The sequence below is a fragment of the Burkholderia sp. 9779_493 genome (assembly GCF_015712215.1).
GTDB lineage: Bacteria > Pseudomonadota > Gammaproteobacteria > Burkholderiales > Burkholderiaceae > Burkholderia > Burkholderia cenocepacia.
In genome coordinates this window covers 115,035-137,321 of record NZ_JACCQA010000013.1, presented here as the reverse complement: position 1 = coordinate 137,321, position 22,287 = coordinate 115,035, and the positions used below count along the sequence as shown (strand labels likewise).

Below are 22,287 nucleotides of genomic sequence, written 5' to 3'. Positions count from 1 at the left end.
CTGGTGTTCGTCGAGTTATTTGTTGAGATCGATGCGCTTGCCGTTGACCATCACGCCGTCGTCGGTCATCAGGATCACGGAGCCGTTGTGCTCCAACCGAATACCTTCCGGCGCGAGCGAAATCGAGCTGTTCTGCACCTTGAGCAGGATGCCGCGCTCGGCCACGTAGACCTGCGTACCGCCGCCACCATCCTTGGCCGGCGTCGTGACCTCGACGGTAGTCGCCGTGGTGCTGCGCTTCTCGGCGATCGTCTCGGTCAGGTTGCCCTGCGGAATCTGCTTTTCTTCGCTGCCCGTCGCCACCAGCACGGTCCGCAGCGGCCCCAGCACCTTGTGCGTCTCGTTGTTCTCGACGACGGTGTTCATGTCCTTCTGCGCGTGCATGAAGAATTCCTGCATGCCGTTCGTGTCGGTCATGCGGATCTCGTTCGACCCCTGCCCCTTGTGCGTCTGGCTCTTGATCCCCATCGTCTGGCCGGCCGCGCCGTGATACGGGTTGCCCTGCTCGCCGTTGAACACGCGGCCGACGATCACGGGGTTATCCGGATCGCCCTGATTGAACGCCACCAGCACTTCCTGCTTGATCCGCGGAATCGCGGCCGCGCCCCAGCCGTCGCCCGCCCATGGCTGCGACACGCGCACCCACATCGAATCGGAGCCGTCCTTCTTGCCGCGCCGGTCCCACGGGAAATGCACCTTCACCGCACTGCCGTTCGTATAGATTTCCTCGCCCTTCGGCCCGACGACGATCGCCGATTGCGTGCCGTGAATCACCGGCTTCGGCGTCGCGCGCGGCGCACGGTACGGAATCTTCTTCGGCAGCAGCGCGAAGCTGTTGCGGTACGGCAGCTTCGCGCTGTGCTGCGTATAGTCGTTCACGGCCTCGTGACGCACGTGCAGGATCACGTACTCCTGGTTGTTCTCGAGGACGGGGTGATTCGCGACGGTCACGGCGCCGGCCGTGGTCATGCGCCACGCGTAGCCGCCGCCGGTATAGCGATGGGCTTGCGCCTCCTCGGCCTCCATCGCGAAGCGGGCGTAGCGGTGGCCGTCGTCGCCGTGGTCGTACAGCGACTGGTGCTCGAAGCGCTCGGTCGCATCGAGCCGCGCATGCTTGAGGTTTTGCGGCCCGGCCTCGACCAGCATCAGCGGCGACGACGGATTCTGGTGATTGAAGTCGCGGAACGTGACCTTGCCGACGCCGAAGCGCCGACCTTCGTGCAACTGGTCGATGCCGCTGTCCTCGCTGGCCTCGGTCGCAGCGAACGGCACGGTGGCGAGCCCGTCGATCGGGCGGAACAGCAGGTTCGTGTCGCCGATCACGAGAAAGTGCTTGTCCTTCTCGTAGCGGTGCGTCCACACGAGCCCTTCCTGCTCCATCAGCCGCGCGCTGAAGTTGTAGTAGCTCTCCTGGTACATCACGACGTACTCGAGCGGCTTCTGGCTGGTCCGGATGTCGAACGTGAAATCGGAAAAACCGTGTTCCTGGAAGATCTCGGTGAGGATGTCCTGCGCGGTCTTGTTCTGGAAGATCCGGCAGTCGGTCGAGCGCGTGAGGAACCAGAACCACGGCACGGCCGTCAGGTGGTATTGCGTGACGTTCCCGGGATTGCCGGCCCGGTCGAACGACGCGACGTAGCCGTCGAAGTAGCGGTCGCCCTCGACTGCCCCCGACGCGACGACGCGTTCGAGCGTCGACAGGCGCGCCTGCTGATCGAAGCGGATCTTGACCTGCTGGCCGATCAGGTCCTCCGGGCGCAGGTCGTGGCGATGCGACAGCAGGTCGAGGTGGATTTCCGGCAACCGGTTCACGTGCTCGTCGACGACGGCCGCGCTGACCAGCAGCACATCCGGGCCGAGCGGCGTATCGAGCGTCACGTAACGGTTGAGCTGGGTCAGGCGTGCCGGGTTGGCGGCGCCGTTGATCGCTTCGGCGATCGCGCCGGGCGTCTTCTGCATCAGCGAAAAACCGGTCTGCGCGAGCTGCATCGCGCGCTGGACGGTGTCGACGTGCCCGGCCAGCCCGGCGAGCGGCCCGAGGCTGCCGGCCACGCTCGACGCCACCGGGCCGGCGAGGCCCCCGAGTGCGCTCAACGAGCCGAGCGCACCACCGCCCAATCCACTGGGAATACCCCCGTTCGGAGCGAAACTCATTCTTGTTCCTTGCGTGTGATCTCAGGTTCCATGAGCCGGCTCGCCGGCCCGAAGCCCCGATAATGTAGGGTAAAACCCGACTGCGCGAAAGTCTCGCGCAAACGTTTGCTTTCCGACCCTAAAACCGAAAGAACTGAGCCAGCAGTGAAGCTGACTGAAGGCTATCGCCCACGGCTGCGCAGTACGACGGTCTGCAATGAAAACCGTGTCAGCGCGCGTGTCGATAACCTGGACCGCCCGGAACACCGTGACGATCAACGGATGCTCGGGTGTCTGCGTGACAATGGTAAGAAACCGTCCAGACCGACCGCACCAAGGCATTCCCGGGTCGGTGTTTGAACAAACATACTAGGCAACCTGCTGGTCGGCAGGCGTGCAATCGCCATCACGGCGCACTTCCCTCACCGCGGCGAAACCACGATCGCGGCCCGCCGATTCTGCGCCCTCCCCACCGGCGTCTTGTTGTCCCCCACCGGATCGCTCTTCCCTCGCCCCACGACCGCGATCCGCTTCGCATCCAGCCCGACGTCGGCCAGTTCGACGGCAACGACTTCAGCCCGCCGCCTCGACAACTCGAGATCGTAAGCCGCCGTCCCCTCGTCATCCGAGTACCCATACACCCGCACCCCGTTGATCCCCGCCGACCGCAACGTCCGCCCGATCCTTTCGACGATCCGCCGCACGTCCGGCTTGAGGTTGTACCGGTCGAAATCGAACAGAATCGGCCCGGTCGATCCGAACTCGAATCCCTGTCCGGTCTCCTGGAATCCGGCCGACTTCAGCGCCGTGACCTGCGTCTGCGTCAGCCCGCGATGAAGCGGCGGCGTCTTGCAGCCCCCCAGCAGCATGCACAGCAGCAGTGCGCTCCCGACGCACATCCGCCCCATGCTCACAGGAAACGAGTGGTTCATTTCGCATCCCCTTCCGTTGCGCCCGCCCGGCAAGCGCTTCTTTTAACCGCCGCCGCGGCCTCGCCCGCAGCGCGAGTCGATCGACCTCACACCGGCCCTGCAACGCTCTCCGCCAGTTGCCACGATCCCGGCCGCGCGCGCTTGGCGCGGTACATCGCGATATCCGCCGCGCGCAGCAAGCCGCTCGCGTCCGACGCGTGATCGGGATACAGCGCAACGCCGGCACTCATCATGGTGGCCACCACGCGGCCGTCGGACAACTCGATCGACGGCGCCATGCCGGACAAAATCTCGTCGGCGATCCGGCACACGCTGCCCGCTTCAGGCACCGCCGCCAGCATCACCGCAAATTCGTCGCCGCCCAGGCGCGCGACGAGATCGGTCTCGCGCACCCGCGTGCGCAACCGCGACGCGATGCCGATCAGCACCGCATCCCCGGCGTCGTGGCCGAGACAATCGTTGATCTCCTTGAAGCGGTCGCAGTCGAGATACAGCACGGCGACCCGCTGCCCGGTCAACGTGGCGTCGCAAAGCGCAAGCGCGAGGCGCGATTCGAACTGCACGCGGTTGGGCAACCCGGTGAGCGCATCATGCGTGGCCTTGTGTTCGAGCGATGCGTTCTCGTCGCGCAGCGTGTTCTGCCAGTCTTCGAATTCGTCGAGCAGCGCGTTGAAGTCGTCGCCGAGCTGGTTCAGTTCGGCGATCGCCGCCGGCTCGACACGCCGCGCGAACGCACGCTCGCGTCGCACCGCATGCGCGACGCCCGCCAGCGCGCGCAGCGGCGACACGATGTTGCGCAGCAGGCGCTTCGAGCTGACATACGCACCGAATACGCTGACGGCCAGGCAGCCGAGAATGCCGCCGACGCCCCCGAGCAGGAATCCGAAGAACTGATGCCCGCGGCCGCGCACGACGACGTGGCCGACGATGATGCCGTCATGCATCACCGGGACGGTCACCGGCCCCGGCAGCGCCACATCGGCGACGGCGCGCTCGAGCCGCGCGACCCCGTTTCGGGCCGGTAACTGCCACGTGGCGAACAGTTGCCCGTTGCTGTCGGTGACGACCACCTGCGCGACGTCCTCGTCGCCGGCGATCATGCCGATCGCCTCGTTCGCCGCGACGCGGTCGCCGAACACGAGGGCCGCCTCGACCGTGTAACCGAGCGAGCGCGCCAGCAGGTTCAGGTTGTTGCCGGCATACGCGCGCAGCGCGATCACGGCGACGACGATCAACGACACGGCGGCCATCGTCACGGCGACGAACGCGAGGCGCAGGTGCGCACGACGCAACACGCTTTGCAGCGTCGGGCGCGGCAGGCGCGAAGCGGGAACGGGGAGCGCGGAGCGTGTCATGGCGTCACCGGCCGTCGTGCGAGATTAAGAACATTCGGATGCACGCGCACGCCGCTGCGCGCGACGGCATCGAGATTGATGTCGAACGACACGCGGTCGCCGTCGACGTTGAGACAGAACATGCCGCCCGCGGTGCACGACGGATCGTGTTCCGCGATCGTCAGCACCGGATGGCCGGCCAATGCGGCTCTCACCCGCGCGCGCTCGTCGTTGCTCAACGTACCGAGATAGACGACGTCGCACGCGATGCCGAGCGACGGATCGTCGAAGCGGACGCGTTGCACGTCGAGCAACGTCGAGCCGGCCTGCAGCGTGTCGGTCAGGCCACGCGCGTAGTCGGGCCGCCCGGTGACGCACAGATGCAGACGAACGGGCGTCGTCGGCCAGCGCGTGAAGCTGATGATGCCGAGCACGACCTGACGCACGGCCGTGTCGTGTGACGACATGCCCGAATCGACGGGGTTCGCGGCGGGGACGATGTGCGCGTTGTCGGGCGGGCCGTCGGCATCGGTCGGTGCCCCGGCGAGTACGGCCGGCGCGGCCCCCAGAACGCAAACGATTGCGAGCAACGCGTGGCGCAGCGAAGTGATCCGGCCGGGCCGGCTCGTGGTCCGTGCGGCGATCTCCGCCGCGCCCGTTGGCGTCGCCGCCGTCGCAAGACAGGCAGCCGCCGCGCACACTTTCGCTTCCATGATGGCAACATCCGCTGGCATCGCTCCGGCGCTGCCTCCTGCCTCCCTCCATGCGCATGCAAGCACCGAATGACGCGCACGATTTCTTCATCTTAGGTAAAAATTCGGATGACCAAGCAGTGGGAAACACCCGAGAAAACGTCGGAAAGTATGCGGATTCGATGCCACCGCCCGGGGAGGCGGCCGAACGCGCGGGCCGACGTCGATTCATCATCGACGTCGACGGATTGATCAGCGGATTGGATGCCGGTGCGCGGCAAACGTCAGACGTTCGTCAACGCTGCGACGGGCTCGTGCGTCAGTACGCGGGCCACTCGTCGCCGACCCGGCCGGCAATGCATGTACGCTTGCGACGATCATCAAGCGAGACCGGCGAGAATATCCGCGAGGCCTGCCGCGATACGTCGGCATGCCGGAGTCGGTCAACTACTGGAACGCCATGAAAGTCGAAAACTCGGAACTCGAAGCCTTCGTCGCCGTTGCGGAACTCGGCACGTTCCATCGCGCGGCGGAAAAGCTGAACCTGACCCAGCCGGGACTGTCGCGCCGCATCCAGAAACTCGAACAGACGCTCGGTGTCGAGTTGTTCCAGCGCACCACCCGCAGCGTGACGCTGACGGGTGTCGGCCGCCAGTTCCTGCCGATGGCGCGCGAGCAGATCGCGCAGCTCGGGATGATGCTGTCGTCGATCCAGGACATCGCGCAAAAGCGATACGGCAAGGTACGGCTCGCGTCGATCCCGACGGTCGTCGCTCAGGCGTTGCCCGACGTGCTGCGTCGCTACGCCGCCAAGTATCCGCACGTCGCCGTGCAGATCCTCGACGGCAATCACGACTTCGTGCTGTCGCAAGTGCGCGCGGGCATCGCCGAATTCGGCGTGAGCCTGCATCCCGGCGACGACGACGATCTCGTGTTCGAGCCGCTCTTCACCGACCGCTACGTGCTCGCGGCCCACGACGCCGATCCGCTGGCGCACGCCGACGCCGTCACGCTCGGTGAACTGCGGCACGCCAAGCTGATCATCGGCGGTCGCGACAGCGGCAATCGCCTGCTGCTCGAAATGCTGATGGGCCAGGAAGCGGTACGAACCCGCTGGTTCTATGAGGTCGAGCACATCTCGTGCGTTGCCGCACTGGTAGCGGCCGGGGTCGGTTGCGCGATCCTGCCGGAGAGTGCGCTGCGTGCTTACGGTTCGCCCGCGGTACGCACGGTGCCGATCGCGAGCCCGACGATCGAGCGCCGGGTCGGCATCGTGCGGCATCGCGCCATCTCGATGTCCAGCTTCGCGAGCGACCTCCTTGCGCTGGTGCAGGCGTCGTTCGCATAACGCCGCGGGCCACACGGCGGCGCGACAGCGCCCGCATTGATGCCGGTTTCGCATGAATCGCGAGCCGAACGGCATTGGACTCGCGAAAAATGGCTGGAGACGATGGTGGCGAACATGAACGACGGAAACGGGCGCGGCCCGGCTCCGCGCGGATTCTGGAGGAACCACCATGCATTTCGACGTGATCCTGCGTCGCGGCGAGCTGATCGACGGCACCGGGGCCGCACGCTTCGAGGCCGATCTCGGCGTAACGGGCGAGCGCATCGCCGCGATCGGCGATCTGGGCGGCGCGACGGCCTCGCACACGCTCGATGCGGGCGGCCTCGTCGTCGCGCCGGGTTTCATCGACAGTCACACGCACGATGACGCATTCGTGCTGACCGATCCCGACGTCGAGCCGAAGGTTGCGCAGGGTGTCACCACGGTGATCGCCGGCAATTGCGGAATCAGTCTCGCCCCGCTGCTCGCCAACCGCGAGGTGCCGCAGCCGCTCGACCTGCTGGGCGCGTGGCAGGCGTTCCGCTTCCCGTCCTTTCGCGCCTATCTCGACGCGCTCGACGCGACGCCCGCCGCCGTCAATACAGCGGCCCTGATCGGCCACTCGACGCTGCGCGTGCGGCACATGGCCGATCTCGACCGCGCGGCCAGCGCAACCGAAATCGCGGCGATGGCAGCCGACGTACGCGAAGCGATGGCGGCCGGTGCGTTCGGCGTCTCGTCGGGCACCTTCTATCCGCCCGCGGCAGCCGCGCCGACGGAAGAACTGATCGACGTGTGCGCGCCGCTGCGCGAGACGGGCGGCGTATTCGCGACGCACCTGCGCGACGAAACCGATGCGATCATCGCATCGCTCGACGAAGCGTTCTCGATCGGCCGCGCGCTCGACGTGCGCGTCGTGCTGTCGCATCACAAGGTGGCCGGCAAGGCCAACCACGGCCGCTCGGTCGAAACGCTCGCGCATATCGACGCGCGGCGCAAGCTGCAACCGCTGTGTCTCGACTGTCATCCGTATCCGGCCACGTCGACGATGCTGCGCGCGGATCGCGTCCGTCAGTCGTCCCGCGTGATTCTCGGCTGGTCGAAGCCGCATCCCGAACTCGCGGGCCGCGATTTCCACGAACTGCTGCCGCTGTTCGGCAATTCGGTGGACGCCACAATCGACGCGCTACGCCCCGCCGGCGCGATTTACTTCGTCATGGACGAGGCGGATGTCGAGCGCATCATTCGGCACGAGCTGACGATGGTCGGCTCGGATGGACTGCCCAACGACAAGCGCCCCCATCCGCGGTTGTGGGGCACGTTCCCGCGAGTGCTCGGCGAATTCTCCCGCGAGCGCGGCCTGTTCCCGCTGGAAACCGCCGTGCGCAAGATGACGGGCCTCACAGCCGAGCAGTTCGGCATCGCACGGCGCGGACGGCTCGCGGTCGGTCACTACGCCGACCTCGTCGTGTTCGATCCGGCACGCGTGATCGATCGCGCGACGTTCGCGAGCCCGACGCTACGCCCCGAAGGCATCGAACACGTCTTCGTCAACGGACGGGCCGTGCTCGAACATGGCCGTCACACCGGCGCGCGTCCCGGCCGGGCGCTGCGCCGCGACGTCCAGGATCGCCTGGCGGCGACGCGCGCTCGCGCGATCGCGACAACCGGCCCCGAGTCAACCTGCACGGAGTCACCATGACGAATCCCAACGGCGCCGCCACGCCGCGCGGCTTGCACCGCGGCTCGAGGCCGCACGCCGAATCCGCCACGCCCGGGCTCGACGCACTTTATGCGCACCTGAGCCGACGCATCATTCCGCTGATCCTGGTCTGCTATTTCTTCGGCTATCTCGACCGTGTCAACGTCGGCTTCGCGAAGCTGCAGATGGTGACCGACCTGCATCTCACCGACGCCGCCTACGGCGTCGGCGCGGGCCTGTTCTTCGTCGGCTACCTGCTGCTGCAGGTGCCGGCCGGCTGGCTCGTGCGGCGGATCGGCGTGAAGCGCTGTCTCGCCGGATCGATGCTGACGTGGGGCGTCGTGTCGGTCGCCACGCTCGCGACCCGCGACACCGCGAGCTTCTATGCGTTGCGCTTCCTGCTCGGCGTGACCGAAGCAAGCTTCTTTCCGGCCGTGATCGCGTACTTCAGCGTGTGGTTTCCGTCGCACCGGCTCGCGAAGGTCATGGCGTTCCTGTTTCTCGCGATGCCGCTCGGCGTGATCGTCGGCGGCCCGCTGTCCGGCTGGATCATGGACGCCACGCACGGCGGCTTCGGGTTGCGCGGCTGGCAGTGGATGTTCCTGATCGAAGGCCTGCCCGCCATCGTGCTTGGCGGCTATCTGCTCGCCCGCGTGACGGAACGGATCGACGATGCAGCCTGGCTGACCGATACGGAAAAACGGATGATCCACGCGGAAATGGCTCAGGAAGCGGCCGGCAAGCGTACCCGGCTCGGCGCTGCGCTGCGCGAGCCGACCCTGTGGCTGCTGTTCGCGACGTCGTTCCTCTACAACGTCGGCAACTACGGGCTCGTGTTCTGGATGCCGACGATGGTCAAGGCGCTCGGATCGCCGAGCAACCTCGAAATCGGGCTGGTCAGCGCCTTCCCGTATCTGGTCGCGTCGGTCGCCATGGTCGCGAACGCGCAGCATTCGGTGCGAACCGGCGAGCGCCGCTGGCATACGGCGCTGCCGGTCGCGCTCGGCGGCGTTGCGTTGCTCGCGAGCCTCGGAATGCGCGCGCATCCCGTTCTTGCGGTCGCGTGCCTGACCGCGGGTGTGGCCGGCATCATGAGCACGCTCGCGATGTTCTGGAGTCTGCCGTCGCGGATTCTCGCGGGCGAAGCGGCCGCGGGCGGCGCCGGGCTCGTCAATATCGGCGCGGCCGTCGCGGGATTCGTCGGGCCGACGCTGATGGGCTATGCAACGGGATTGACCGGCAGCACCGAACTCGGTGTCGCGCTGCTCGCCTTCACGCTGTTCGCCGCCGCCGCGCTGATCCTGGCGATTCCGCGTCGGCTCATGGTGCGCTCATGAGCGCGGCGCCTTCGATGCGCAGTGCGCTGGCATTGGCGGCGGGCGTACGCAGCGGGCGGGTGAGCGCGGAGTCGCTCGTGCAAACCGTGCTCGCCGACATCGCCGCGCGCGATGACGCGATCAATGCCTGCGCACGCACTTTCGACGAACGGGCACGGCGCGACGCGCTGCGCGTCGACCGCCTCGTGCGGGACGGTGACGACCCGGGCCCCTTGGCAGGCGTGCCGTTCCTCGTGAAGTGGAATGTCGACGTGGCGGGCTACCCGACGGTCGCGGGATCGCCCGCGCGCGCCGCGTTGCCACCCGCCAGCGCCGACGCGGCAACGGTCGCACGATTGCGTGCGGCCGGCGCGGTTCCGATCGGCGCAACCCACATGGACGAACTCGCATGCGGCGCCACCGGCGTGAATCCGCACTATGGCGCGGTGCACCTGCCGGCCGACCCGACGCGCATGACGGGCGGCTCGTCGAGCGGCTCCGCCGCCGCGGTTGCCGCCGGATACGTGCCGCTCGCGCTAGGCAGCGATACGAACGGATCGATTCGCGCGCCGGCAGCGCTGTGCGGCGTATGGGGATTCCGCCCCGGCGACGGGCGGCTGTCGCGGACCGGCTGCCTGCCGTATGCCGCATCGCTCGATACCGTCGGCGGGTTCGCGAACGATATCGACGATCTCGCGGTGCTGTACGACACGCTGTGCGAAGCCCATGCGCCGCGCTCGAAGCCGGTGCGCGATCCGGGCGTGCCGCTACGCGTCGCCGTACTGACCGGCGATTTCGAAACACATGCCGATGCGGATGCGCAACGCGCCGTCCGGCGCGTGGCCGCCTGCCTGCGGGCGCGCGAATCGGTGTCTGTCGGCAGCGACGAAATCGCGAACGTGCGCGAAGCGGCGCTCGTGATCTCGAACGTGGAGCTGGCACGCGCCCATAGCGGGTTGCTCGACGCGCCGGCGGCACTCGTATCCGAACACCTGCGCTCGCGCATCGGAATCGGCCTCGCCGTCCCCGGCGCCGTGTATCGCGAGGCGCTCGCCGGCCGTGCCGCGTGGCGCACGCGCCTCGAAGCGCTGTTCGCGTGCTACGACGTCCTGCTGGCCGCTGCGACGCCGTGCGCGGCGCCGCACTTCGCCGACGCAACCGTCGATATCAACGGCGTCGCGCTCGCCCCCGCGAAGGCGCTCGGCCTGCTCACGCAACCGATTTCATTCGCGGGGCTGCCGGTCGTCAGCGCACCGTGCTTCGCGTCGGGTGAACTGCCGGTCGGCGTGCAGTTGATCGGCGCGCCCAGCGACGACGCCGCGTGCTTCGTCGCCGCGCGGCAATTCTCGGCCGAATGGCGCGCGATGATTCGTTAGCCGTGCCGCGGTACGGCATGCCCCGTGCGAAGCGCCTGCTCGTGCGAAGCGATCCCCGCCGCGCATGCCGCGCGTCGCCGCGACTGTCTTTCGCGTGCTATGTCAACGCCGACAGATCGAACGGCGTCTCCCGCAACCGCTTGCCCGTCAGCCTGAACACCGCATTCGCGATCGCAGGCGTCACCGCGGGGCTCGACAGTTCCCCCACCCCGCCCGGCTTCGCCGGATCGCCCTGCACGACATGGATGTCGGTGTCGGGCATGTCGCGCATCCGCATCACGCGATACGTATCGAAATTCGACTGCTGCACGCGGCCGTGCTTGAAATCGATGCGATCGGCGGTTGCATGGCCGAGCCCCCACATCAGCCCGCCGTACAGTTGCTCGTCGACGCCCGACGGCGACACCGCGATCCCGCAATCGGCCACGCACGTGAGCTTCTCCACCTTCACCGCGCCGTCCTGGCGCACGACCCGCGCGACCACCGCGACATAGCTGTCGTACGCCTGGTTCGTCGCCACGCCGAGCGCGACGCCGTCCGGCAGCGGCTGCCCCCAGCCGGCACGCCGCGCGGCCTCCCGCAGCACGGCCGCATGACGTGGCCGGTCACGCATGTGCGCGAGCCGGAATTCGACCGGGTCGCGCTTCGCCGCATGCGCGGCTTCGTCCATCACCGATTCGACGGCGAATACGTTCGGGATGTAGCTCACCGCACGAAACCAGCCGGTCGGCACGCCCGTCTCCATGCGGATCCAGCCGATATCGCGATGCGGCGCACGGTACGCGAACTCCCATTTGGTGAGCGCTTCGGTCGTGCTGAAGTCCATCCGGTCGGTGCGCTCGAGATAACCGGGCTCCCACTGCTGCGGCGACGCGGGCATCACGCCACGCAGCCACAGCGACGCGAGATTGCCCTGCGCATCGAGCACCGCACGCGCACGGTGGTGGCTCGCCGCGTGATAGAACAACGCGCGCATCTCGTCCTCGCGGCTGTTCATCAGCTTCACGGGCTTGCCCGTCTTCACCGCGAGCCACGTCGCCTCGAACAGCCAGTACTTCGCTTCGCGCGCGCCGAAACTGCCGCCCGACACGAGCTCGTGCAACGTCACGCGATGTGCGGGAATGCCGCCGATCACGTCGGCCGCTTCCATCGCGGTGGACGGCACCTGCAGCCCGCCCCAGTATTCGATGCCGCCGTCGTGCGCCCACACGGTGAGGTTGATCGGTTCCAGCGGATTCGCGGCCTTGTGCGGCATCGAATACGACGCTTCGATCGTGCGTGCGCCGGGCGCTTTCGCATGCGCGGGATCGCCGTCGGCGATCGTCGGTACGACGCGCGCGGTCGGATCGTCGATCCACGCCGCCTGGCGCGCGGCGAGCGTGCCGCTGTCGAACGTCTCGAACAGGCTGTCCTCCCATTCGATCGTCAACGCAGCCTGTCCCTTGTGGGCCGACCAGTAATCGTCCGCGAGCACCGCGACGCCGGCCTGGTTGCCGCCGAGCACGTCGGGGCGCGGCGGAATCTGCAATACCTCGCGCACGCCGGGAATCGCCAGCGCGGCCTTCGCGTCGACGCGGCGCACGCGGCCGTCGATCACCGGCGCGCGCGTGACGACCGCCACCCGCATCCCGGGCAGCGACACGTCGATGCTGTACGGAAACGAACCATCGGCCTTCTGCGCGGCGCCGCGCTTGCTGCGCAGCTTGCCGATGTAGCGGAACTGCGCGGGGTCCTTCAGCGCGACCTGCGTCGGTGCGGGCAGTTGCGCGGCGGCCTGCGCGAGCGACCCGTATGTCGCACGGCGCCCGCTCGCCGCATGCAGCACGGCGCCATCGGCCGTCGTGCACGCCGAGGCGGGCACGCTCCATTGCCGCGCCGCCGCGGCCACCAGCATCGCCCGCGCAGTCGCACCCGCGCGACGCAACCGCTCGTATTCCATCGCGACGCTCGTGCTGCCGCCGGTCGAGAACACCTTCCACAGCGGATGGATGTAGTCGGCGAAGAACGGATCTTCCGGCGTGATCACGTCGACGCGAAACGGATCGACGTCGAGCTCCTCCGCCACCACCGCCGCGAGCGCGGTACGCGTGCCGGTGCCCGAATCGTGCTTGTGCACGACCAGCTTGATCGTGTCGTCGGGCAGCACGCGCACCCATGCGTTCGGTTCGAATTCGCCCGCGGACGGATACGGATCGCCGCTCGCACGCTTGCCCGCGGCGGCCGCATCAGGCATCCGGAAACCGATCGCGATGCCGGCGGCGAGCAGCGCGGAAGTCTGTTTGAGAAAGCGACGACGCGGCGTGTCGTCGGTGCTCGGTGCATCCGTTGCGTGATCGTCGCGCATGTCACGCCTCCTTCACGGGTTCGGCGGCAGCCTTCAACGCCGGATCGCCGGCGGCCGCACGCCTGATCGCACGGTGAATCCGTGCATAGGTGCCGCAGCGGCAGATGTTGCCCGACATCGCCGACACGATCGCCGCGTCATCCACCGGCTGCCCGCCGTTCAGCAGCGCGGCGGCCTGCATCAGCTGCCCTGGCTGGCAATAGCCGCATTGCGGCACGTCCTCCGCCACCCATGCAAGCTGCAGCGGATGGCGCCCGTCCGGCGACAGCCCTTCGATCGTCGTCACGTGCCGCCCGTTCGCGGCGACAGCGGGGATCAGGCACGACCGCACGGCCTGCCCTTCGAGATGCACGGTGCACGCGCCGCACAGGCCCTTGCCGCAGCCGAACTTCGTGCCGGTGAGCCTGAGCCGGTCGCGCAGCACCCACAGCAACGGCATGTCGTCCGGTACATTCTCGAGCGAATGGCGTGTATCGTTCACGACGATGTCGATCATGTGCAGTCTCCTGATTCGCATTCATGGGGCGGTGCGCGGTTTCGGAGCATTATCGAAACGCGATGGGCGGCCACGCCAGCGATCATTTCGTCGAATCCCTGTCAGTCGGACTAACAGATGCTCAAGCGATACCCTTCGATCCAGTCGATGCAGGCGTTCCTGCAGGCCGCGCGGGTCGGCAGTTTTTCGAGCGCGGCGCGCCAGCTGGCGCTCACGCACAGCGCGATCAGCCAGCAGATCCGCTCGCTCGAGGAATTCATCGGCCAGCCGCTGTTCGCGCGGGCCGGCGGCCGCGTGATCCTGACCGACGCGGGGACGCTGTTCGCGAACCAGTTGTCGGACGGGCTCGAACAGATCGATCGCGCGCTGTCGTCGGTCAAGGGGCGCACGACCGCGCCGTCGCTCCGGCTCGACGTCGATCCCGAACTGATGCAGGGTTGGCTGCCCGCACGGCTGCCGGAACTGATGCGCACGCTCGACGGCACGACGCTGACGGTGCTGTCCGCGCCGCGCCACGACCGCGATGCGTTCGATCGTGTCGATATTGCGCTGCGCTATGGCTACGGGGAATGGGAAGGCGTGGACAGCGCACTGGTCTGCCCCGACCGGCTGACCGCGATGGCCGCACCGGCACTGCTCGCCCGCTACGGGCTCGCCGCGCCGCTCGCGCCCGAGCAGGTGCTGGAGCTGCCGCTGCTCGGCTATACGAAGCGTTCGTGGATTCCGTGGCTCGAAGCGGCCGGGCTGGCGCCCGTCGAACCGGAGACGATCGCCGTGTTCGACAACGCGGCCGGGCTCGTCGCGACCCTGGCGTCAGGGTGCGGCGCGGGACTGGTGCGCGGGCTGCTCGCCGCCGATGCATTGCGCGACGGCCGGCTCGTCGAGCTCTGCACGATCGCGATTCCGACCCACTACAACCTCCATGCGATCTGGCCGCGCGAGCGGCACGCACGCGTGAAACCGCTGATCGACGCGATCGGCGCGCTGGTCACGCAATCGCTCGCGCGCTGACCCGCGCGCTTCAGGCGGTGAATTCCGCCGCGACCTCGCGCACGGTATCGAGAAATGCGCCGAGCACCGCCGACGTATCGTCCGCGCGGTAACGCGCCTGCAGCGATACCTCGAGCGCCGGCGGCAACAGCGGCACGAACGCGACGCCGCCCGTCGAGATCTGCCGCGACGACGCCGGCAGCAGCGCGACGCCCAGCCCTTCGCGCACCAGCGACAACAGCGTGTGCACCTCGACGACCTCGTGCGCGATCCGCGGCGTGAAGCGCGCATCGACGCAACTCTGCTGCAGGAAGCGCGCCAGTTGCGAATGCCGCAGGCCGAACGACACGAACTGCTCGCCGGCCAGCTCGCCGAGCGCGATCGCCGCGCGTGATGCGAGCGGATGGCCGGGCGGCAGCACGGCCACGGCCGTCTCGCGCACGACGATCTCGCTGCGGATCGACGGATCGTCCTGGAACAGCCGGAAGAAGCACACGTCGAGCCGCTTCTCCTTCAGCGCATCGATCTGCGCGGCCGGCGTCATCTCGTGCAGCGACCAGTGCACGTGCGGATGGCGTTCGGCGAACACGCGCAACGCGTGCGGGATCGGCGCGACCATCGCCGAGCTGATGATGCCGACCGCGAGGCGCCCGACTTCGCCACGCCCCGCGCACCGCGTCAGATCGATCGCGCGATCGAACTGCGCGACGATCAGCGGCACCTGTTCCTTCAGTGTTTTCCCTGCCTCCGTGAGTGCGACGCGATGCTGCGAGCGCACGAACAGCGCGGTGCCGAGCTGCTCTTCCAGCAGCCGGATCTGCTGGCTCAGCGGCGGCTGGGAGATATGGAGCCGCGCGGCGGCGCGCCCGAAATGCAGTTCGTCGGCCAGCACCGCGAAGTAACGCAACACACGCATGTCCATATCGCAAACGTATCAAGAGCGTCAGTAAAAAATATTGTACAGAGCACATTCGGCTTGTGACACTCGGTCTCAAGCAGCAGTGCACGCCGCAGTGTGTCACTCGATGCCGGCGAGGGGAAGGCGCGAAAAAAAAGCGCCTTGCAAAGGGCCGCATGAATCCGACCGACAGGTCGCTTCATCGACGTGCCTGCCCGCGACCCGGCAACCGGCTTTTCCGGTTCCTCTCAAGGAGATCGAGTAGATGATCATCGACACCAGCTGTTACCCGACGAATCTCGTCGACCTCGCGTGGCGCCACGACGGCCCGCCGTTCACCGGCGAACGCCTGATCGAGACGATGAACGGCCCGTTCCTCATCAACGGCAAGCCGCGCCGCGTGGACAAGGCGTTCATCCAGCCGCCGCAAGGCAACACCATCTATACGTATACCGACGGCGAAAAGTCGGGCACCGAATCGATCGACGCGTACATGGCGTACACGGTCGAGATGGTGCACCGGCATCCCGACCGCTTCATCGGCTGCTTCGTCTACAACCCGCGCTGCGGCGTGGAGAACGGCGTGAACGCAATCGATCACTACGTGCGCAAGCTCGGCTTCAAGATGGTGCAATTCCAGGCCAACATGCATGCGTACCGGCCCGACCGCGCGCTCGACTGGCTGCGCCCCGCGCTGAAGAAATGCGCGGAACTCGGCGTGCTCGTGAAGCTGCATACCGGCGACGGCCCGTACAGCATCCCGACCGAGTGGGTGCCGATGATCAAGGAATTCCCGACGGTCAATTTCATCATGGCGCACTTCGGTGTGCAGACGGGCGGCGTCTATTGCTTCGAGCCGTTCCAGCTCGCGATGGATCTGCCGAACGTGTATTGCGAATCGGGCTGGTGCCTGCAATCGCGCATCGTCGAATTCGCGAAGGTGCTGCCGAAGCACAAGATCCTGTTCGGCTCCGACACGCCGCCGAACGAACCGGGCATGTGGCTGCGCCTGCTCGAAGTGCTGTGCTTCGACCCGCCGCAAGGGATGAATCTCGACGAGGACACGCTAGAGGATTACCTCGGCAACAACACGGCACGCATGATCGGCCTCGAACCGACGCCCGCGCCGCGCACCGTCGACGGAGCGAAAGCGTTGCTCGCCGCCTGACGCGCGCCCCTCTCTCCCGATTCCGGAGCATTGCATGATCATCGATACGCACCTGCACCCGACCAACCTCGTCGACGAGGCGTGGCGCCATACCGGCGAACCGTTCACCGGCGAGCGCCTGCTGAAGATGATGGACGGCCCGTACATCATCAACGGCAAGCCGCGCCGCATCGACATGGGATTCATCCAGCCGCCGCCCGGCAACACCGGCTATCGCGACGGCAATCGCCGCGGCCGCGACGGCATTCGCGACTACATGGCGTACATCGCCGAACTCACGCAGAAGTACCCCGACCGCTTCATCGGCAACTTCACGTACAACCCGCGCTGGGGCCCGGAAAACGGCGCGGCGGAGCTGGAATTCCACATCAGGGAGTACGGCTTCAAGATGGTGAAGCTGCACGCGAACATGCATGGCTACCGGCCGGACCGCGCGCTCGACTGGCTGCGCCCCGCGATGAAGGTGTGCGCGAAGTACAACACCGTCGTGCTGATCCATACGGGCGACGGGCCATACACGATTCCGACGCAGTTCTACCCGATCATCCGCGAGTTTCCGATGGTGAACTTCATCATCGGTCACTTCGGCATCCAGACGGGCGGCAACTACTCGTTCGAAGCGTTCTGGATGGCGATGGACACGCCGAACGTGTATTGCGAATCGGGCTGGTGCTACCAGTCGCGGATCGTCGAATTCGCGCGCGAGCTGCCGCGCAACAAGATCGTGTTCGGCACCGATTCGCCGCCGAACGAGCCCGGCATGTGGCTGCGCGAGCTGGAAATGCTATGCGGGCCCGCGCCGCAGGGGATGGATCTCGACGAGGACGGCCTCGAGGACTACATGGGCAACAACATCGCCCGCCTCGTCGGCATCGAGCCGACCAGGCCACCGAAGGATCTCGACGAAGCACAGAAGCGCCTGACGGCGACCTACGTGTAACGCGCCGGCGCCCGGATCGCGTGCCGCCACGGGCATGCACGCGGTCCGGCCTTTTCCCTTCCGCATCCGACGGAGTGCATCATGGCGTCGAGCCTTTTCGCCGAGCAGCAGGATTTTCATCACTTCGCGACCGCCTATCGCGAACGCTTTCCGGACGACGTGCTGACGATCGCGCAGCCGCTGTCCGCCGACCAGGACGTCACCGCCGTCGTCGCGTCGCTCGCCGCGCGCGGCCGGCACGAGATGCTCGTCTGCGAGCGCATCGACGGCCTGTCGACGCCGCTCGTCACCAACGTCTTCGCGTCCCGCACGCGTATCGGCCGGCTGTTCGGCGTCGACGCGAACGGGCTGTTCGACGCGTGGCAGCAGCGCGCGAACGCGCCCGTCGCGCCGGTCGTCGTGCCGCACGGCCCCGTGCTCGATCATGTGGTCGAAGGCGACGCGGTCGATCTCGCGCACCTGCCGATGATCCGCCACTTCGAAACGGATCGCGGGCCATACGTGACCAACGCAGTGATCGTCGCCGAAGATCCGGTGACGGGCATCGCGAACCTGAGCTATCACCGCTCGATGCCGCACGCGCGCAACGCGCTGGCGACGAGCCTGCATTCGCGCGGCCATCTGTGGCGGATGCTGCAAACCGCGAAAGCCCGCGGCGACACGCTGAAAGTCGCGATGGTGATCGGCGCGCATCCGCTCGTCATGCTCGCGGCCGCCGCGCGCGTGCCGTTCGGCGCGGACGAACGCGCGATCGCGGGCGGGCTGTTCGGCGCGCCGTTGCAGCTCGTGCGCACGCCGCGCCACGGCATCGGCGTACCCGCCGCCGCCGAGTTCGTGCTCGAGGGCACGATCGATCCCGATGCGCACGCCGAAGAAGGCCCGTTCGGCGAATTCACCGGCTACTCGTCGGATCGCTCGACCAACAACGTGCTGCGCGTCGACACGATGATGCGGCGCGACGACGCATGGCTCGTCGACGTCGTCGGCGGCCCGTACGCGGAACACCTGACACTCGCGCGGCTGCCGCGCGAAGCCGAGATGAGCGAGAAGCTCAAGGCGCGCTTTCCGGCCGTCACCGCGATCCACTATCCGAATTCCGGCACGCATTTTCACTGCTACGTCGCGCTGAAGCAGTCGCGCGACGGCGAGGCGCGCCAGATCATGCTCGCGCTGCTCGGCTGGGACCCGTACCTGAAGAACGTCGTCGCGGTCGACAGCGACATCGACATCACCGACGACGCGCAGGTGCTGTGGGCGATCGCGACGCACTTCCAGCCGCATCGCGACCTGTTCGTCGTCGACGGGCTGCCCGGCAGCCCGCTCGACCCATCGTCGTCGGCCGACGGCACGACGTCGCGAATGGGCGTCGACGCGACCCGCGGCGCGCGCTTCGACGGCGTGCGCGCCCGGGTCGGCGACGCTGCAATGCAGCGTGCCGCGCACCTCGTCGCGCAACTCGCCGGAGCGCCGCGATGAGCGCGCGGCGGCTCGTGGTCGGCATCAGCGGCGCGTCCGGCTTCGTGTACGGGATACGGCTGCTCGCGCTGCTGCGCGAACTCGACATCGAGACGCACGTGGTCGTGTCCCGCGCCGCCGCGCTGACGATGGCGCACGAGACCGATTTCAAGCTGTCCGACGTCGCCGCGCGCGCGAGCGTGCTGTACCGCAGCGACGACATCGCCGCGCCGATCGCGAGCGGCTCGTTCCGCACGCTCGGGATGATCGTCGCGCCGTGCTCGATGAAGACGCTCGCCGAGATCGCGAGCGGGCTGTCGGCGGGCCTGATCGCGCGCGCCGCCGACGTCGCGCTCAAGGAGCGCCGCCGGCTCGTGCTGCTCGCACGCGAAACGCCGTACACGCTCACGCACCTGCGCAACATGGCCGCCGCGACCGAGATGGGGGCGATCGTCGCGCCGCCCGTGCCGGCGTTCTATGCGCGCCCCGCGTCGCTCGAGCAGATGATCGACCACACACTCGGCCGCGTGCTCGACCTGTTCGACCTCGATTCCCGCACCGTCCATCGCTGGAAAGACAGCGAATCACGGCCCCATCCGCAGCCCAACCGACTCAACGGAGACGCGTCATGACCCACATCCACACCACCCACAGCGACGTCCAGAAGATTCCGGTCACCGTGCTGACCGGCTTCCTCGGCGCGGGCAAGACCACGCTGCTGAACCATATCCTGCGCGAGAAACACGGCCGCAAGATCGCGGTGATCGAGAACGAGTTCGGCGAAATCGGCATCGACGGCGGCCTCGTGCTCGAATCGACCGAGGAAATCTACGAGATGACGAACGGCTGCGTGTGCTGCGTGGGCGCGGTGCGCGAGGATCTCGTGCGGATCGTGCGGATGCTGGTCGCCCGGCCCGACCGGCTCGATCACATCATCGTCGAGACGAGCGGGCTCGCCGATCCGTATCCGGTCGCGCAAACCTTCTTTCTCGACGATCCGATCGCGAAGGAAGTCGCGCTCGATGCGGTCGTCACGATGGTCGACGCGAAGCATATTCGCGCGCACCTCGACGATCTCGTGCTCGACGGCCGCGACAACCAGGCGGTCGACCAGATCGTCTGCGCGGACCGCATCGTCATCAACAAGGTCGATCTCGTCGACGCGACGGACGTCGGCGCGCTGACCGCGCGGCTGCGCGAGTTGAACAGCACCGCCGAGATCGTGACGTCGAGCTACGCGCAGGTCGATCTCGATCGCATCCTCGGGATCGGCGCGAACGAATTCGCGCAGATTCTCGTCGAGAGCGACGGACTGGCGGTCGAGGCGCCGCATGCGGACGAACACGAACACACGCATGCGCACGGCCACGACGCACACGGCGATCATCCGCACGACCACCACGACGATCACCACGAACACGACGCAAGCGTGTCGTCGGTCGGCATCGAAGTCGACGCGGACGTCGATCTCGACGCGCTCGAAGCCTGGCTCGGCGAGCTGCGCCGCGCCGACACCGCGAACCTGTTCCGGATGAAGGGCATCCTCGCCGTGCAGGGTCGCGCGCAGCGCTACGTGCTGCAGGGCGTGCACGGCGTGATCGAACTGCGCGCCGCGCAGGCGTGGGGCTGCGAGCCGCGCTCGTCGCGCATCGTTTTCATCGGCCGCGATCTCGATCGCGCCGCGCTGACCGACCGTTTCCATGCCTGTCTCGCCGCGCCGGTCGCGGCCTGACGGGCACGCCAGGCGGGTGCGCCATGCGCCCGCCCGATAACGAACCTCAGGAGACACGCCCATGAACTCTGCTTCACATCCCGTCGATCGGGTCCTGCCGCGCCGCCAGATGCTGACGCTCGGCCTGCAGCACATGCTCGTCGCGTATATCGGCGCGATCGCGGTGCCGCTGATCGTCGCATCGGCCTTGAAGATGTCGCCCGCCGATACGACCGTGCTGATCAGCACCGCGCTGTTCTGTTCCGGCATCTCGACGATCCTGCAAACGGTCGGCGTGTGGAAGCTCGGCGTGCGCCTGCCGATCCTGCAGGGCGTCGCGTTCAGCAGCGTCGGCCCGGTGATCGCGATCGGCCTGACGCCGGGCGTCGGGTTCGCCGGCGTGTGCGGCGCGGTGATCGGCGCGGGCATCATCACGACCTTCGCGGCGCCGCTGGTCGGCCGGCTGCGCCGCCTGTTCCCGCCGGTCGTGACGGGCTGCATCGTCACCGTGATCGGGCTGCAGCTGTTTCCGGTCGCATATCAGTGGGCCGGCGGCGGCGACGCGGCGAAGCTGCAGTTCGGCGAGCTGTCGTTCCTCGCGGTCGCGCTCGTCGTCGCGGTCGTGATCCTCGCGGTCAACCGCTTCGCGAACGCGTTCCTGCGCAACCTGTCGGTGCTGATCGGGCTGGTGGCCGGCAGCCTGCTCGCGATCGCGCTCGGGATGGGCAACTTCACGAACGTCGCGGCCGCGCCGTGGTTCACCGTGCCCTACCCGTTCCATTTCGGCACGCCCGTGTTCGCGATCGTGCCGGTGCTGACGATGGTCGTCGTGATGATCGTGCAGATGGTCGAATCGATGGGCCTGTTCGTCGCGATCGGCGACATCGTCGAGAAACAGGTGAGCGAGGAGGACGTCGTGCGCGGGCTGCGTGCGAACGGCATCGCGAGCGCGATCGCCGGCACGTTCGCCGCGTTTCCGTTCATCGCGTTCATGGAGAACGTCGGGCTCGTGATCCTGACCGGCGTGCGCAGCCGCTGGATCGTCGCGGTCAGCGGCGTGCTGATGTGCGTCGTCGCGCTGGTGCCGAAGATCGGCGCGATCGTCGCGTCGACGCCGTCGGCCGCGCTCGGCGGCGCGGGTATCGCGATGTTCGGCGTGGTCGTCGCGGCCGGCGTGCAGACGCTCGCGAAGGTCGATTTCGAGAACAACCGCTACAACGTGCTGATCGTCGGCTTCACGATCGCGACCGCGCTGATTCCGGTGATGGCGCCGAAGGTGTTCGCGCACATGCCCGACTGGACGCAGCCGTTCCTGCACAGCGGCGTCGTGATCGCCTGCCTCGTGTCGGTGCTGCTCAATGCGTTGCTCAACGGCGTGCCGGCGGCCGCCCCCGTTGAAACGCATGCCCGTGCCGATGCCGCGCCCCGCAGCCCGATGGCGCGCGAGTGCGACTGACCGGCTTCATGCCGCGC

The 22,287-nt window shown here is 67.6% G+C and carries 18 protein-coding genes; 11 read left to right on the top strand and 7 right to left on the bottom strand.

Annotated elements, in window-relative coordinates:
• Nucleotides 1-15 precede the first annotated feature (15 nt).
• The 4 genes from H0X95_RS15790 to H0X95_RS15775 form a co-directional block, all read right to left on the bottom strand.
• Nucleotides 16-2,154 carry a type VI secretion system Vgr family protein gene (locus H0X95_RS15790; protein ID WP_059721877.1) on the bottom strand — a complete coding sequence of 713 codons (2,139 nt, stop codon included), beginning with the start codon at nt 2,152-2,154 and terminating at the stop codon, nt 16-18.
• Between the two features lie 401 nt (nt 2,155-2,555).
• Entirely contained in the window at nt 2,556-3,065 is a 510-nt protein-coding gene (locus tag H0X95_RS15785; protein WP_012493515.1) for an OmpA family protein, read from the bottom strand.
• Between the two features lie 86 nt (nt 3,066-3,151).
• Nucleotides 3,152-4,420 (bottom strand): diguanylate cyclase domain-containing protein, encoded by a 1,269-nt coding sequence (locus H0X95_RS15780; protein ID WP_034202007.1) that lies wholly within the window; start codon nt 4,418-4,420, stop codon nt 3,152-3,154.
• Nucleotides 4,417-5,112: a YfiR family protein gene (locus H0X95_RS15775; protein ID WP_058903426.1), complete on the bottom strand. Its 696-nt coding sequence runs from the start codon at nt 5,110-5,112 to the stop codon at nt 4,417-4,419. Before H0X95_RS15775 ends, H0X95_RS15780 begins: the two co-directional genes overlap by 4 nt.
• A gap of 439 nt (nt 5,113-5,551) precedes the next feature.
• Between H0X95_RS15775 and H0X95_RS15770 the strand changes: the two genes are divergently transcribed.
• The 4 genes from H0X95_RS15770 to H0X95_RS15755 all read left to right on the top strand — a co-directional run bounded on the left by H0X95_RS15770 (nt 5,552) and on the right by H0X95_RS15755 (nt 10,812).
• Nucleotides 5,552-6,439, top strand: a complete 888-nt coding sequence (locus tag H0X95_RS15770) for a LysR family transcriptional regulator (RefSeq protein WP_012493516.1) — start codon at nt 5,552-5,554, stop codon at nt 6,437-6,439.
• A gap of 169 nt (nt 6,440-6,608) precedes the next feature.
• Nucleotides 6,609-8,120, top strand: a complete 1,512-nt coding sequence (locus tag H0X95_RS15765; protein WP_125331615.1) for an N-acyl-D-amino-acid deacylase family protein — start codon at nt 6,609-6,611, stop codon at nt 8,118-8,120.
• Nucleotides 8,117-9,457 (top strand): MFS transporter, encoded by a 1,341-nt coding sequence (locus tag H0X95_RS15760; RefSeq protein ID WP_196446108.1) that lies wholly within the window; start codon nt 8,117-8,119, stop codon nt 9,455-9,457. Before H0X95_RS15765 ends, H0X95_RS15760 begins: the two co-directional genes overlap by 4 nt.
• Nucleotides 9,458-9,471: 14 nt before the next feature.
• Nucleotides 9,472-10,812 carry an amidase family protein gene (locus H0X95_RS15755; RefSeq protein ID WP_196446113.1) on the top strand — a complete coding sequence of 447 codons (1,341 nt, stop codon included), beginning with the start codon at nt 9,472-9,474 and terminating at the stop codon, nt 10,810-10,812.
• Between the two features lie 97 nt (nt 10,813-10,909).
• Here H0X95_RS15755 and H0X95_RS15750 read toward each other — a convergent pair whose 3' ends face one another.
• The gene (locus H0X95_RS15750) at nt 10,910-13,156 is read right to left on the bottom strand and encodes a xanthine dehydrogenase family protein molybdopterin-binding subunit (RefSeq protein WP_196446107.1); all 2,247 of its coding nucleotides are present in this window, start codon (nt 13,154-13,156) and stop codon (nt 10,910-10,912) included.
• Nucleotide 13,157: 1 nt separating this feature from the next.
• A complete protein-coding gene (locus tag H0X95_RS15745; RefSeq protein ID WP_006484745.1) occupies nt 13,158-13,652 on the bottom strand; it encodes a (2Fe-2S)-binding protein in 495 nt (164 codons plus the stop codon).
• Between the two features lie 117 nt (nt 13,653-13,769).
• Between H0X95_RS15745 and H0X95_RS15740 the strand changes: the two genes are divergently transcribed.
• A complete protein-coding gene (locus tag H0X95_RS15740; RefSeq protein ID WP_034202001.1) occupies nt 13,770-14,663 on the top strand; it encodes a LysR substrate-binding domain-containing protein in 894 nt (297 codons plus the stop codon).
• A gap of 10 nt (nt 14,664-14,673) precedes the next feature.
• Here the strand turns inward: H0X95_RS15740 and H0X95_RS15735 are convergent, their stop codons facing one another.
• On the bottom strand, nt 14,674-15,564 hold the full coding sequence (locus tag H0X95_RS15735; protein ID WP_006484720.1) for a LysR substrate-binding domain-containing protein: 891 nt from the start codon (nt 15,562-15,564) through the stop codon (nt 14,674-14,676).
• Between the two features lie 241 nt (nt 15,565-15,805).
• Between H0X95_RS15735 and H0X95_RS15730 the strand changes: the two genes are divergently transcribed.
• From H0X95_RS15730 to H0X95_RS15705, 6 genes are all read left to right on the top strand, one after another.
• The gene (locus H0X95_RS15730; RefSeq protein WP_196446106.1) at nt 15,806-16,708 is read left to right on the top strand and encodes an amidohydrolase family protein; all 903 of its coding nucleotides are present in this window, start codon (nt 15,806-15,808) and stop codon (nt 16,706-16,708) included.
• Between the two features lie 34 nt (nt 16,709-16,742).
• On the top strand, nt 16,743-17,648 hold the full coding sequence (locus H0X95_RS15725) for an amidohydrolase family protein (protein WP_006484751.1): 906 nt from the start codon (nt 16,743-16,745) through the stop codon (nt 17,646-17,648).
• A gap of 81 nt (nt 17,649-17,729) precedes the next feature.
• Complete coding sequence (locus H0X95_RS15720; protein ID WP_048985079.1) at nt 17,730-19,124, top strand: UbiD family decarboxylase; 1,395 nt, start codon at nt 17,730-17,732, stop codon at nt 19,122-19,124.
• The gene (locus H0X95_RS15715; protein WP_006484736.1) at nt 19,121-19,735 is read left to right on the top strand and encodes a UbiX family flavin prenyltransferase; all 615 of its coding nucleotides are present in this window, start codon (nt 19,121-19,123) and stop codon (nt 19,733-19,735) included. Before H0X95_RS15720 ends, H0X95_RS15715 begins: the two co-directional genes overlap by 4 nt.
• On the top strand, nt 19,732-20,835 hold the full coding sequence (locus H0X95_RS15710) for a CobW family GTP-binding protein (RefSeq protein ID WP_059721871.1): 1,104 nt from the start codon (nt 19,732-19,734) through the stop codon (nt 20,833-20,835). Before H0X95_RS15715 ends, H0X95_RS15710 begins: the two co-directional genes overlap by 4 nt.
• Before the next feature lie 61 nt (nt 20,836-20,896).
• Nucleotides 20,897-22,270, top strand: a complete 1,374-nt coding sequence (locus H0X95_RS15705; RefSeq protein ID WP_006498778.1) for a nucleobase:cation symporter-2 family protein — start codon at nt 20,897-20,899, stop codon at nt 22,268-22,270.
• The last annotated feature ends 17 nt before the right edge of the window (nt 22,271-22,287 follow it).

Excerpts from the sequence above, each read along its gene's own strand:
- H0X95_RS15790 (WP_059721877.1), bottom strand. The coding sequence starts at position 2,154 with ATGAGTTTCGCTCCGAACGGGGGTATTCCCAGTGGATTGGGCGGTGGT.
- H0X95_RS15785 (WP_012493515.1), bottom strand. The coding sequence starts at position 3,065 with ATGAACCACTCGTTTCCTGTGAGCATGGGGCGGATGTGCGTCGGGAGC.
- H0X95_RS15780 (WP_034202007.1), bottom strand. The coding sequence starts at position 4,420 with ATGACACGCTCCGCGCTCCCCGTTCCCGCTTCGCGCCTGCCGCGCCCG.
- H0X95_RS15775 (WP_058903426.1), bottom strand. The coding sequence starts at position 5,112 with ATGGAAGCGAAAGTGTGCGCGGCGGCTGCCTGTCTTGCGACGGCGGCG.
- H0X95_RS15770 (WP_012493516.1), top strand. The coding sequence starts at position 5,552 with ATGAAAGTCGAAAACTCGGAACTCGAAGCCTTCGTCGCCGTTGCGGAA.
- H0X95_RS15765 (WP_125331615.1), top strand. The coding sequence starts at position 6,609 with ATGCATTTCGACGTGATCCTGCGTCGCGGCGAGCTGATCGACGGCACC.
- H0X95_RS15760 (WP_196446108.1), top strand. The coding sequence starts at position 8,117 with ATGACGAATCCCAACGGCGCCGCCACGCCGCGCGGCTTGCACCGCGGC.
- H0X95_RS15755 (WP_196446113.1), top strand. The coding sequence starts at position 9,472 with ATGCGCAGTGCGCTGGCATTGGCGGCGGGCGTACGCAGCGGGCGGGTG.
- H0X95_RS15750 (WP_196446107.1), bottom strand. The coding sequence starts at position 13,156 with ATGCGCGACGATCACGCAACGGATGCACCGAGCACCGACGACACGCCG.
- H0X95_RS15745 (WP_006484745.1), bottom strand. The coding sequence starts at position 13,652 with ATGATCGACATCGTCGTGAACGATACACGCCATTCGCTCGAGAATGTA.
- H0X95_RS15740 (WP_034202001.1), top strand. The coding sequence starts at position 13,770 with ATGCTCAAGCGATACCCTTCGATCCAGTCGATGCAGGCGTTCCTGCAG.
- H0X95_RS15735 (WP_006484720.1), bottom strand. The coding sequence starts at position 15,564 with ATGGACATGCGTGTGTTGCGTTACTTCGCGGTGCTGGCCGACGAACTG.
- H0X95_RS15730 (WP_196446106.1), top strand. The coding sequence starts at position 15,806 with ATGATCATCGACACCAGCTGTTACCCGACGAATCTCGTCGACCTCGCG.
- H0X95_RS15725 (WP_006484751.1), top strand. The coding sequence starts at position 16,743 with ATGATCATCGATACGCACCTGCACCCGACCAACCTCGTCGACGAGGCG.
- H0X95_RS15720 (WP_048985079.1), top strand. The coding sequence starts at position 17,730 with ATGGCGTCGAGCCTTTTCGCCGAGCAGCAGGATTTTCATCACTTCGCG.
- H0X95_RS15715 (WP_006484736.1), top strand. The coding sequence starts at position 19,121 with ATGAGCGCGCGGCGGCTCGTGGTCGGCATCAGCGGCGCGTCCGGCTTC.
- H0X95_RS15710 (WP_059721871.1), top strand. The coding sequence starts at position 19,732 with ATGACCCACATCCACACCACCCACAGCGACGTCCAGAAGATTCCGGTC.
- H0X95_RS15705 (WP_006498778.1), top strand. The coding sequence starts at position 20,897 with ATGAACTCTGCTTCACATCCCGTCGATCGGGTCCTGCCGCGCCGCCAG.